The following is a 12,852-nucleotide window of genomic DNA, read 5'->3' on the forward strand; positions in this document are numbered from 1 at the left end:
AGCCGGCATTGAATCGCTTTATTATCGAGTTCGGTGACCGCCTGGACGGCCACCTGTAATGGGATGGGCAGTTACACAGATTTATTTACAGGCTCCCTTTTTCTGCAACGAATAGTTTTTCTCCGCTGCCTGGAACACTTCTTCCAGCTGCCTTGTTGCATCCTCATCGCCTTCCTGACGGGCCAGCGCTTCCCGCGCCTGATCGACATTGCCATCCTGCGCCATCGACATGGCCGGAAGCAGACCCGAGGCGGAAACAAGGATAAAGCCTCGCACTAACCAACGATTCATCCTGACTCCCTACTATTATTGGTTTTATTCCTGTCCCGGGCTTTGCCGCCCGGAAAATTAGTTGCGGCGGTAGTACAGCTGTTTTCGCGTGTTCTCTACGCTGCCGTCCGGGTTGTTTTTCTGACGTTCGAGCACATTCTGGATGCGTCTCTCTGTGGATTCATGGAACACAGGCATTTGCTGTAACGCCAGCAGGGTCATTGTCTGGTCATCCACAAATCGCAGATCTTCTTCTTTGAGTTCAAGGTTATCCAGCGGCTTGTCACTACCCGGAAAAACGATAAACAGAACGTTGTCGTCCCATTTCTCTTCGAACTGATCGAGGGTGAAGGAGATGTTGCCAACGGCAGGATCTGCCAGGTATACCCGCCCGTCACGGATGGTCCTCAGCACCACAAAATGCTTGAAACCGGCGTGATCAATGGGAACGATGGCCGGGTGGTCGAGCTCCATGAGGTCATCAATCTTGGCCCGGAATCCACCCGACGGATAGCCCAGGGCGGTGACCAGTCGTTTCATATCCAACATGGAGAACGCCCGGCGCTGAACAATGCGTTCGCTCTCACCGTAATGAAGCAAACCTTCCATCACCTGCCGCTCAGACAAGTTCCTGCCCAGATAGAAGTTCAGGACGGTTGTCAGTGCCGCACTGCCACAGCTGTAGTCGTATGCCTGCCGTACGATGTTGCGGAATTTCTGTTCAACCAGAGGCTCAACGCGAACATCGGAACGTAGCAGAGCTGGGCTGGTATCCACGTTTTGCTGGATAACAATCGTGCCACGATCAAACGGCTCAACCTCGGTGGCTTCCTGCACCATAGTGAACGTGAGAATGGATCCGGCTAGCACCAGCAGCATCTTGGAAAGTCCCTGTTTTTATTAGACGTGCAACTTATCGGGTTACATGTTGTTACGGTACGATACCGAAATCGGGACTGGCTTAAAGATAACTGTGCCTCAAATCTGTTGCTGCAGAAGGGGCCTGATAGGAGCGGATTGAGAACTGGTTCAAGGCTCGACGGAGCCACAAACACTCGCCTGTTCCGGACGGTATCCGAAACAGGCGGGTGGGACGGAAAACCGCTGGGCGAGCTACCCCTTCACAGGGTAAAGACAACCCCCAGCAGCAGGTAGCTGAACAGGGTCACAACCATGATGCCGATAATGTTCAGGGCAAAACCGGCACGGATCATATCGGCGATTCGCATGTGGCCACTGGAAAACACAATGGCGTTGGGCGGTGTGGCTACAGGCATCATGAAGGCGCAACTGGCCGCGATGGCCGCCGGTACCGTCAACAGCAGCGGTGACACACCCTGCGACATGGCCAGGGCGCCCAACAGGGGCAGGAACGCCGCCGCGGTGGCGGTATTGCTGGTCACTTCGGTCAGGAAAATAATGACTGCTGCGACCAGGGCAATCATAACCAGCGTCGGCAGCAAGCCGGCAACGCCGAGGCTTTGGGCGATCCACTCAGCCAGCCCGGAACTGCTGATAACACCGGCCATGGCAAGACCACCACCAAACAACAGGAGCACCCCCCAGGGCAGCTTGTTCGCCGAGTCCCAATCCAGTACAAACACCCGCTCTGAGGCGTTGACCGGAATAATGAACATGGCAATGGCGGCGGCAATGGCGATACCGGTATCACTGAGCCACGGCATCAGGTTGGCCGACAACAGAGGCCGGAAGATCCAGGCCGCTGCCGTTACCAGAAACACCAGGGCAACCAGCTTTTCACCCCGGCTCATGGCGCCGAGCTTGGCCAGCTCATCACGAATCATCTCACCGCTGTCTGCCGAACCACCGATACCGAAATCCTTACGGGTCAACCACCACCAGGCAAGAACCAGCATGACCAGCGATACCGGCACACCCAGCAGCATCCATTGGGCAAAACCCACTGAAATACCCTGATTTTCGCTCAGGTACGCCGCCAACAAAGCATTGGGCGGTGTACCAATCAGGGTAGCGATTCCGCCAATACTTGCGGAATAGGCAATGGCCAACAGCAAGGCCGTCGCATAGCGCCGCACACCCTCAGGATTGGAGCTGTCCATCATCGCCACCACAGACAAACCTATGGGTAACATCATGATGGCTGTGGCCGTATTGCTGACCCACATGCTGAGAAATGCGGTGGCCAACATGAACCCGGCCACCTGTCGCTTTGGCTGGTCACCCACGGCTCTGAGCGTGAGCAGGGCTATTCGCCGGTGCAGGTTCCAGCGCTGCATGGCCAGCCCCAGGGTGAAGCCACCCAGAAACAGGAAAATGATCGGATTGGCGTAAGGTGACGTCGCCTGACCAATGGACCCCAACCCCAGGGCCGGAATCAGCACAATCGGCAGCAAAGCGGTCGCAGGAATGGGAATGGCTTCGGTTGACCACCAGGTGGCCATCAGCAACATCAGCCCCAGTGCCCCCCAGGCCTCCGGGCTCATGGTCTCCGGCGCCGGCAGCAGAAGGGTTACAAGAAGAAACAGGACACCCAGGAAGAAACCAATAACCTGGCTTTTGGGTAAACCCCGAGGCTTGCTCTCCGAAGACTGCGTTGCTGTCATGTATTAACTACCCTGGTTTGGGACGATGTATTGGCCTGCTCAATCAGCGGCGCAATTTACACAAACTGTGGTATATGGCAACACCTGCAAACGTCTGGGGTCGATTTCCTCACCACATTTTTCACACTCGTCCCCAAGCCCGCTATTCATACGATCCAGAGCATGGGCAATCTGCACCAGCTCTGCCCGGGTTTCCGCTTCCAGAGAATCTACTACTTCGTCGTTCTGGGTCTGGGTTGCCTGCTCTTCAAAATCCTTGTCGAGGGCACCGGTTTCACGACGCTGATGGGCCTGATAACGCACCAGCCTGGCTTCAAGGTCGGCTTTCAGGGTTTCAAGTTCAGATTTGCGATTGCTCATGGTGATCTCCCAACGGGTTGTTATGGGTCTCTACCCTAGAGAATATGCTGGATCGCGGTTTGACGCTTGTCAAAATCGTGTCATCACTCATACAGTAAACTGGCCATTCATCCCATATACAAAGGAGTTGTATTAAATGAACACCGATCTGTTCGAAAAAGCCAATCGCCTGAATCAAACCCTGTTCGCCCAGTTCAGCAAAGCCACCGAAATGCAGATGGAGGCGTTTCGTCGCTACGCCGACGTTGCCATGGATCAGGCGCGCAAAGTATCCGAAGTACGCGACCTCGAGGGTTTAAAGCAGGTAACGTCCGAACAGGCAGAAACGCTGAAATCACTCAGCGAGCAGTTCACCAGTGACTGGAAGGCCTGGCAGGACTACCTCACCGAAACCCGTGAGCAGGTGCAGAAAGTGTTCGAGGCAGAAGCGGCTGAACCAGTAAAAGAGAAAGCAACGGCCCAGAAGTCTGGCGGTAACAAATCCGCAGCCTGATTGATTAACCGCTGCAACGGTCGGAATGGCATTGCCTTTCCGACCTTTTTTTATCGGCTGCCAGGAGCGCGTCATGTTTGGTCTGGATTTCGTAAGTAAAACGGCAAACCAGTTGGTAAAGGCGTTCGACGACAACGTTCGCCAAGGCCAGCAGCAGTTGGAAAAATGGCTCGGTGACACAGGCCTGGTAGACGAAACCAAGTTATCTACCATGAGTGAAATGTCGGATGCGTATCGAACCATGGCGGAAGACCTCCTGTTGCATCCGTTACGGTTTGCCAGCGCCGAAATCGACCTGGCCAGGAAACACCTGAGCCTGGCCCGTTACACCCTGGCACGCCTCACCGGCAAATCAAAAGATCCGGTGGCAGAGCCAGAGGCAGATGACCGCCGATTTCTTGCGGAAGACTGGCAGAAACACCTCCCTTTCGATGTCCTTCAGCAGGCGTACCTGATCAATTCAAAGGCGTTCCTGCAGTGGGTTGAGAACATGGAGGGACTGCCAGGCCCAAGCCGGGACCAGATGCTGTTCTACGCACGCCAGCTCACCAGTGCGCTGTCACCGTCCAACTACCCGCTGACCAACCCGGAAGTATTGCGCATTACCTGGGAACGCAAGGGCATGAACCTGGTGGACGGCATGCGCAATCTGGTTGAAGACCTGCGCCAAAACCCGAACCTGTTCAACGTGGGCATGACCGACCGCTCGGCGTTCGAGGTGGGCGGTAACCTGGCCACAACGCCAGGCAAGGTGGTTTACCAGAACGAGCTGATGCAACTGATCCAGTATGCACCGACAACAGAGACCGTCGCCCAGCGCCCGCTGCTGATTGTCCCGCCCTGGATCAACAAGTTCTACATTCTGGACCTCACCGCCAGGAACTCGTTTATTCGGTGGCTGGTCAGCCAGGGCCAGACCGTTTTTGTCGTGTCATGGCGCAACCCCGGGCCTGCGCAGAAAGATAAAGGCTGGGAAGACTACATGGAGCTCGGCCCTCTGGCTGCTATTGATGCCATCAGGGAGGCGACCGGTGAAGACCAGCTGAACGCCATTGGCTACTGCATTGGCGGAACCCTGTTGGGCTCTACCATGGCCTGGCTTGAGAAAAAGCAGCGCAAGCCCATCGTCAGTACTACCTACCTGACCACCTTACTGGACTTCTCCGACCCCGGCGGGATTGGCGTGTTTATCAATGACCACTCGATTCGAGGCATTGAACGCGCCATGGACAAGAAGGGCTATCTCGATGGCCGGGCCATGGCTTTCACCTTCAACCTGCTGCGAGAGAACGATCTGTTCTGGTCGTACTGGACCAACAACTATCTCAAAGGCCTGAAACCCGCCGCGTTTGACCTGCTCTACTGGAACACCGACGGCACCAACCTACCCTTCCGCATGCACAGCTACTACTTGCGGGAAATGTACCTGCACAACCGGCTGGTCGAGCCCGATGCCCTCACCCTGGCTGGTGAGTCCATCAACCTGGCCGAGATTCAGGTTCCGTCATTCTTCCTGTCTGCCCGCCAGGACCACATCGCCAAGTGGAAAACCACCTACGAAGGCGCCAAGGTTTACGGAGGCCAGGTCACTTTCGTACTGTCTGGTTCCGGACACATCGCAGGGGTTATCAATCCACCCTACAAGGAAAAGTACGGTTACTGGACCAACGACAACCTGCCGGCGGACGCCGACGACTGGTTCAAGTCCGCAGAGCACCACCCGGGTTCCTGGTGGCCACACTGGAAAACCTGGATAGCGAACTTTGAAGGCCCCCAGGTGCCAGCGCGGCAGCCCGGAGACGGCAAGCTTGACATCCTGGAGGATGCGCCGGGCAGCTACGTGAAAGTTAAGGCAGCAGAGGCCGGTCGTTGCTAAACTGGAGCGGTGATAAAACGCTGATAAAAACAGGATTATCCATGGCGCAGCCGCTCCCCATTTCCCGCATTATGTACAGCGGGCTTTTACTGCAATGTAGTCCTCAAACCAGTATTGCCGACGCAGCGGCGCGAATGTCGGAAAACTCCGTGAGCTCGATCCTGATCGCAGACCAGGATCAGGTGATCGGCATCTGGACAGAGCATGATGCCCTGGCACTGGATTTCACTGACCCCGACCGGTTCAACCAGCCGGTCAGCACGGTGATGAGCTCTCCGGTTCTGACCTTACCCAGCACCATGGACGCCGGCCAGGCAGCCATCAGATTGAGAGACAGCGGCAAGCGACACTTCCTGGTCGTCGATGAAAATGAAGCACCCGTTGGCATCTTGTCCCAGACCGACCTGGCGCTCAACCAGGGGCTGGAACCCTACCTGAGACTCCGGGAAGTCCGGGCTGTGGTTGCCCGGCCACCCTTGTTGGCCAATGGTACCCAATCACTCGCTGAAGTAGCCAGCCAGATGCACCGTCACCACGCAGATGCGGTGGTGGTGACCTGTGGCGACGGTGAACTGGGCATCCTGACCGAAAGGGATATGGTGCGTTTTATCGCCCGCCACACCAGCAACACTCCGGTACATGAGCTGGCAACACGCCCCCTGCTCACCGTCAACGAAGACGACCCATTGATCCACGCCCGCGATTTGCTGATCGATCACCGGATACGGCATCTGGCGGTGGTCAACCTTAGTGGTGACGTGACTGGTCTGATCGGCTACCAGGATATGCTCGCCGGCGCCGAACAGATGTACCTGGATGACCTGCGGGAAGCGCTTGAACAGCGGGACCAGGCGCTGGCAAAATCCCGCCGTACTCTGCAGCTGGCCGAGAGGGTTATCGAATCCTCGTTCGAAGGCATTATGGTGACCGACAAGGATGTAAGGATTGAGTTCGTGAACCCGGCCTTTACCCAACTGACCGGATACAGTCCGGACGAGGTAATCGGGCGCACACCAGAGGTGCTATCCTCCGGCCGGCACGATGCCGAGTTCTACAAGCGCATGTGGCAGTCCCTGACAACCCATGGCTACTGGCGCGGTGAGATCTGGAACCGCCGCAAAACCGGTGAGCTTTACCTGGAGCTGTTGACCATCACCGCCATTACCGATGACCACGGGCAGACCACGCACTACGCCGGATTGTTTACCGACATCACCCAGAACCGCAAGAACGAAGAACAGATCCGCCAGCTCGCCTACTACGATGCGCTCACTGGCGTTCCCAACCGGCGGCTTCTGGAAGATCGTCTGGACCACGCCATACGTCACGCCCACCGCAAAGACATGCTGCTGGCGGTGATGTTTATTGATCTGGACCGCTTCAAGGAAGTGAACGACACCCTTGGACATGCAGTCGGCGACGAGCTATTGCTGCAATTTACCGCCCGGGTACGCAATTACCTGCGTGAAGACGACACCCTGGCGCGGCTCGGCGGCGATGAGTTCATTGTACTGCTGCCGGAGCTCGACAAGCTTTCCGACGTTGTCCAGGTGGCGGAGCGGCTGATCGAGCTGAACCGGAAACCTTACATCATCAATAACGAAAGCATCCAGATCGGCTCCAGCATCGGCATCAGCCTGTATCCGGAGGACGGCACTACCGTTCAGGAGCTTCTGAACGGTGCCGATATCGCCATGTATCGTTCCAAGCGCGACGGCCGGAACCAGTATCACCTGTTCAATCCGGACGTCGCTCAGTCAGCCTGATACCGTAGCTCAGTGTTCACTATCCTTCAGGCAACCTCAGCAGAGACCTGGAACTGCCCGGTCAGTCTCTGCAACTTCGCCGCCGCAACCTGGGTTCGTTCCGAGCTGGCAGAGAGCTGTTCCACAACGCCCCGCATTGCTGCCGCGCTTTCCGAAACGCCTTGGGTCTGATGACTTTGCTCGCGATTCGTTTGCTCGATACTGGCAATGGCCCGAAACAGCTTGCCAACCATGTGGTGCAGGTCTGAGCTGTCATCGGCTGCGGCTTCCGCCTTGGCCAACCGGTCTTCCATTTCAGAAATACCTTCTTCCATAACGGTGACGGCCCGCTGAGTCTCATCCTGCACCCCTTGCAGCCGCTGGCCAATCTCTTCCGTTGCCCTTGCTGTGCGGCTGGCAAGCTGGCGCACCTCATCCGCAACAACCGCAAACCCGCGGCCCGATTCGCCCGCACGGGCGGCTTCAATCGCAGCGTTCAAGGCAAGCAAGTTGGTCTGGGCTGCAATATCATTGATCACCAGCGCGGTTTTGCTGATTTCTTCAGTCCGATCATTGGCGGCCCGGATACCCTCGGCTGACCGGGCAATCACGGTCCGGATACTTCTGGCCTCCTCACTGACCCGGGCAAACTGCGCCTGGGCGCGACTAACCACTGCGTCCATACCTTCACGCATTTCCTCGGCGGTCGTTGAAGCATTATTTATCTCTTGCTCCTGAACTCCGGCACCACGCACCATGTCTTCGATATGAGCCAGCACAGACTGAACCCGCTCATAGGCACTGCGATTATGGCTCACCATCTGTTCACTAGCCTGCCGGGAGTCTGCCGCCAGCGTCAACACTTGCCCCACCATGCCATCCAGGCTGTCAATAAAGCTGTTGGTCCAGCGAGCCAGGTCTCCACTCTCGTCCCGGCGTGTCTGGCCCAGGTCAATCCTCTGCCGCAGGTTGCCACCGCCTTCGGCAATGTCCCGGATGATATCCCCCATGGCCGACAACTGCTCCGACACCGGTTTGACGGAAGTGGACCGGAAGACCATCACCATGGCGAAAATGGCCAGGGCATTGATCCCGCTTTCGAGCCATACCGACACCCCCAACATGGACAGCGCAAGATTCACCAGCCACAACGCCGTCGCCAGCAAGCCCAAACGACTGGATAACCGCCAACTGATAGAACGCCGGCGGTACACTTCTTCCAGATCACCTTCACACATCATGCCCCAGGTATCGGGCGAGCCTGGCATCTGGAAGGTGATGCCTTTGCCGATGACCGGGATGTGTCGATAGTCGGAATAGCCCGGGTATAGCACGTACAGGTTCTCACCATTGGCAATCGTCTCCCTGACACCCGGGTGCAAGTGGCCAGTTGCCGGATCGGTAAAACGGATCTCGAACTCCGTGTGCTCCCGGATACGCACCACACCGAAGCCGGTTTCTATGCCGTCCTTCAGATTGTCGCCATGACTGAAGGTGGCATCCTCAAAGCGGGACCGGGACAGCGCAGTTCCCGGAGAGATAGAACCATCGAAGCGACTGTCAATCATGAACAGGTAGTTGTCGCCGGATTCCTCGAAGACATGCCCAGCCTCTCGCTGAATCAGGTCACTCATCACATCGTTGGGAATTCGTGCACACACGGCCGCACGCTGGCCTCCAGCCAGTTCTATGGGCTGATAGAACATCAGCGTTACCGCATCGTGAAATCGACTGGTGGTCTTGCCCAACGCCGCGGTTATGGGGTCTCGGTAGGGTCCATGCAGGAATCGCTCACCAACTCCCCTCCGGACTGCCGCCGGCGCCAGGTCACGCTTGCCTTTGCGGGCGGGCACACTGGACGCCAATACCAGGCCATCCTCGGTCACCACAAACAATTCGGATATCTCCCTTAACCTGGTGGAAGCCAGGTCAAGGACGTCCCTCAAAGCCGCAGGCTCTCTGTCATACATTCGACCGGCCACGGATTCCAGAAACGACCATTTGTGTTCAGCCCATCCAATCAGGGCATCGCGCCTGGTTCTGGCCAGGTTCTCGAAAATCTGCTCATTGGTCTCGTACATGTTTCGATTCAGGAAACTGGACCAGCGCATGGCCAGCTTTCCGGAACGCCCCCAGACAGGCAGCCAGGACCGCTCACTGGCAGACAAGTGCATGGTGTAGCTTTTCAAAGTCATTTCAGGATTCTCCAGACCGTACATCGGAGCAGAACAGAGTTATTCGCTCCCTCGGAACCCTGAGACATCAGCAAAGATCGGGCCTGCCCGCGCCCGACAGCCCAAACGTGAGCTAATTCACACCAATCGCCCTGGAACCTACAGATTGCAGCGCATCAGATTGGTGCGCGCAAAGAATGTGACGCCAAATTATGCACTAATTCCGTGCAATCTGATTTATATCAAGACCCTACAAATTGTTACGCCAAATTCCACTTTAGTCCCATTGTTGAGCTACCAACGAGGGCAGACACTAATCCCGCTTTAACCCAACAACAAAAATAACCCGCATTCGGGGTCCAAACCGTTGGAGGCCAACCACAATGACTTTCAGAAACTTCCTGCTCACGGCATGCCTACTGCTGCTGGGCAGCTCGGTCGTTTATGCAGAAACACTCAAGATAGGACTCAACTACCCCCAGACTGGCCGGTACAAAGACCAGGGCCTGCAGCAACGGCTGGGCGCATACCTGGCGGTTGATGAGATAAACCGAGCCGGTGGTGTCCTGGGGCAGCCCCTGGAGCTGGTTATCCGCAACTCCCGGGGGGAACCTGATCAGGGTGCACAAAACACCGCCGAACTGATCGACCGTGAGGGTGCACAGATGGTCTTTGGCGGGGTATCCAGTGCCGTTGCCATCTCCTCAGGAAAGGCAGCCAGGGATCGCAATCGACTCTATTTCGGCACCCTTACCTATTCCAATGCCACCACCGGCAGTGAAGGCCACAGCCATATGTTCCGGGAACCCTACAATGCCTGGATGACCGCCAAGGCGTTGAGCCAATACCTCAATCGCCACCATGCGGACCAGAACTACTTCTACATTACTGCCGATTACACCTGGGGCTGGTCAGTTGAAGAATCTGTGCGCAAGTTTTCCAACACCGAAGACACAGAACAGCATAAAGGCGTGAAAACCCCCTTCCCCCGGGCCCTGATCACGGATTTCCGTACCGCCCTGGAGCAAGCCGCCGAGAGTGACGCCGAGGTACTGATGCTGGTGCTGTTTGGCGACGACATGGTGCGAGCCCTTAACACCGCCTATGAAATGGGCCTGACCAAACGAATGCAGGTTGTGGTGCCAAACCTCACCCTGGGTATGGCCCGCCAGGTCGGGCCGACCATCATGGAAGGCGTGGTGGGCGCCGCCCCCTGGGTATGGACCCTACCCTATGAACACAACTATCAACGCGGAAAAGACTTTGTTGAAGCCTTCTCCAGCCGCTATGAAATGCGCCCCTCCTCGTCTGCCGCATCAGCGTACAGCATTGTTTATCAGTACAAAGCGGCCGTCGAACGCGCCGGCACCACCAATACCCAAGCGGTCATCCGCCAGCTTGAGGGGCATCGCTATAGCTTCCTGAAAGATGAGCAGTATTGGCGGGCGTTTGATCACCAGAACGTGCAGACCGTCTACGTGGTGAAGGTAAAGCCTCGGGAGAAAATCATGGCAGATCAGTTCAGCTCGGATTACTTCGAAATTATCGACTCCATGCCAGGCGACGAAGCCGCCCAGACCAAGGAAGAGTGGGAAACTCGCCGCCGCGAAGCCGGCAAACCGCTTTCACTCTGACCCGAACCGCCCCGGGGCACCCTGCCCTCGGGGCCTCTATTCAGTGACGCCGTCGCTTTACCCCCTGCGCTCATTCTCTGATAATCAACGTTCACTCAATGGATGGTCAGGGGCAAGCACGCGTGTTAACAGGGCAAAGCAGTCAACGAATGGAAGCAAACGGACCGTCAGGCGTTCCTGACCAGTGTGATCTGCTGGTTATTGGCGGTGGTGTTAACGGAACCGGAATTGCCATGGACGCTGCCGGGCGTGGCCTGAGCGTCATTCTATGCGAGATGAACGATCTGGCATCCGCCACCTCATCAAGCAGCAGCAAGCTGATCCACGGCGGGCTTCGGTACCTGGAGCATTATGAATTCCGGCTGGTCCGAGAGGCTCTGGCCGAGCGGGAGGCGCTGTTACGCAATGCGCCCCACATCATGTGGCCCATGCGCTTTCGTCTGCCTCACCAGCCCCACCTGCGCCCGGCCTGGATGATTCGCACCGGGCTGTTTCTGTACGACCACCTGGCAAAGCGGGAAATGCTGCCTGGCTCAAGGGCCATCAGCTTTGACCAGAACTCTCCCCTGAAACCCGACATTACCAAAGGCTTCGAGTACTCAGATGGCTGGGTGGATGATGCCCGGCTGGTGGTGCTTTCCGCCCGCAAGGCGCAGCAGAAAGGCGCCACCATACTGACACAAACTCGCTGCATTCAGGCAAGCCGCCAGGGGCCACGCTGGAAAGCGGTACTGGAAGATACCCGAAGAGATCGCCAACACACCGTTCACGCCAAGGTGATCATCAACGCCACAGGCCCCTGGGTCAGCCAGCTGTTTGGCGATAGCTTCGGCATGCAGGCCCCGAAACAGATACGGATGGTCAAAGGCAGCCACATTGTGGTGCCCCGCCTGAACGCCGACACCGAGGCCTACATCCTGCAGAATCAGGACGAGCGCATCGTCTTCGTCATCCCTTACGAAGAACACTTCTCCCTCATTGGCACCACCGATGTGGATTACGAAGGCAACCCGTCCGAGGCCCGGATATCACCGGAAGAAACCGATTACCTGCTGACCATCGTCAACCAGTATTTCCGCCGCCAGCTTTCGGCGGAAGATGTGGTGTGGAGCTACTCTGGTGTCCGGCCACTGATGGATGATGAACAGGGAACCGCCCAGACCGCCTCCAGGGACTACTCCTTTGAGGTAGACGAAGAGGACGGCCAGCCGCCCCTGATCTCCGTGTTCGGCGGCAAGATAACCACTTTCCGGAAGCTGGCCGAGGCGGTGACCGACAAAGTATGCGAGTACTTCCCAGGCGCCGGTAAATCCTGGACCAGGCAAGCCATTCTGCCGGGCGGAGACTTTGGTAACCAGCAACAACTGGCGGCGGAGCTTGAGATTAACTACCCGTGGCTGGGCACCGACAGTATCCGAAGGTTCGTGCGCTGTTACGGTACCGACAGCCATCAGATCCTGGCCGGCTGTAAATCGAGGGATGACCTTGGGCACTGGTATACCGACACCCTCAGCCAACGGGAAGTCGATTACCTGGTGACACGGGAATGGGCGGTTACCCCGGAAGACGTCCTTTGGCGAAGAACCAAACAGGGGCTCTACATCAACCAGGCGGAACTCCAGAAGCTAAAAAACTACCTGCAGTCCCAATCCTGCCCGGAAATGCTAGAGTGTTCTTCCTGACCACCGTGATTAACGAATACGTTTAACCCTGGC

At 56.9% G+C, this 12,852-nt stretch carries 10 protein-coding genes; 5 read left to right on the plus strand and 5 right to left on the minus strand.

Annotation, left to right across the window (positions count from 1 at the left end; translation table 11 throughout):
- Positions 1-81: 81 nt before the first annotated feature.
- From ABIE59_RS15335 to ABIE59_RS15350, 4 genes are all read right to left on the minus strand, one after another.
- A complete protein-coding gene (locus ABIE59_RS15335; RefSeq protein ID WP_354448288.1) occupies positions 82-291 on the minus strand; it encodes a hypothetical protein in 210 nt (69 codons plus the stop codon).
- A gap of 57 nt (positions 292-348) precedes the next feature.
- Positions 349-1,149: a C39 family peptidase gene (locus ABIE59_RS15340; protein ID WP_058089514.1), complete on the minus strand. Its 801-nt coding sequence runs from the start codon at positions 1,147-1,149 to the stop codon at positions 349-351.
- Between the two features lie 242 nt (positions 1,150-1,391).
- Entirely contained in the window at positions 1,392-2,855 is a 1,464-nt protein-coding gene (locus ABIE59_RS15345; RefSeq protein ID WP_354448291.1) for an SLC13 family permease, read from the minus strand.
- A 39-nt stretch (positions 2,856-2,894) separates the two neighbouring features.
- A complete protein-coding gene (locus ABIE59_RS15350; RefSeq protein WP_058089512.1) occupies positions 2,895-3,215 on the minus strand; it encodes a TraR/DksA family transcriptional regulator in 321 nt (106 codons plus the stop codon).
- Positions 3,216-3,351: 136 nt separating this feature from the next.
- Between ABIE59_RS15350 and ABIE59_RS15355 the strand changes: the two genes are divergently transcribed.
- The 3 genes from ABIE59_RS15355 to ABIE59_RS15365 all read left to right on the plus strand — a co-directional run bounded on the left by ABIE59_RS15355 (position 3,352) and on the right by ABIE59_RS15365 (position 7,350).
- The gene (locus tag ABIE59_RS15355) at positions 3,352-3,708 is read left to right on the plus strand and encodes a phasin family protein (RefSeq protein ID WP_354448293.1); all 357 of its coding nucleotides are present in this window, start codon (positions 3,352-3,354) and stop codon (positions 3,706-3,708) included.
- Positions 3,709-3,781: 73 nt separating this feature from the next.
- On the plus strand, positions 3,782-5,584 hold the full coding sequence (locus tag ABIE59_RS15360; protein WP_354448295.1) for a PHA/PHB synthase family protein: 1,803 nt from the start codon (positions 3,782-3,784) through the stop codon (positions 5,582-5,584).
- A 41-nt stretch (positions 5,585-5,625) separates the two neighbouring features.
- Entirely contained in the window at positions 5,626-7,350 is a 1,725-nt protein-coding gene (locus ABIE59_RS15365; RefSeq protein WP_354448297.1) for a diguanylate cyclase domain-containing protein, read from the plus strand.
- A 26-nt stretch (positions 7,351-7,376) separates the two neighbouring features.
- Here the strand turns inward: ABIE59_RS15365 and ABIE59_RS15370 are convergent, their stop codons facing one another.
- Positions 7,377-9,524, minus strand: coding sequence for a methyl-accepting chemotaxis protein (locus ABIE59_RS15370; RefSeq protein ID WP_354448299.1), 2,148 nt, complete (start codon positions 9,522-9,524; stop codon positions 7,377-7,379).
- A gap of 362 nt (positions 9,525-9,886) precedes the next feature.
- Between ABIE59_RS15370 and ABIE59_RS15375 the strand changes: the two genes are divergently transcribed.
- Together ABIE59_RS15375 and glpD are read left to right on the plus strand one after the other, a co-directional pair.
- A complete protein-coding gene (locus ABIE59_RS15375) occupies positions 9,887-11,137 on the plus strand; it encodes an ABC transporter substrate-binding protein (RefSeq protein ID WP_354448301.1) in 1,251 nt (416 codons plus the stop codon).
- A 149-nt stretch (positions 11,138-11,286) separates the two neighbouring features.
- Positions 11,287-12,819, plus strand: a complete 1,533-nt coding sequence (gene glpD, locus ABIE59_RS15380; protein ID WP_354448303.1) for a glycerol-3-phosphate dehydrogenase — start codon at positions 11,287-11,289, stop codon at positions 12,817-12,819.
- Positions 12,820-12,852 lie beyond the last annotated feature (33 nt).

The organism is Marinobacter sp. MBR-99 (assembly GCF_040547575.1).
Taxonomy (GTDB): Bacteria; Pseudomonadota; Gammaproteobacteria; order Pseudomonadales; family Oleiphilaceae; genus Marinobacter.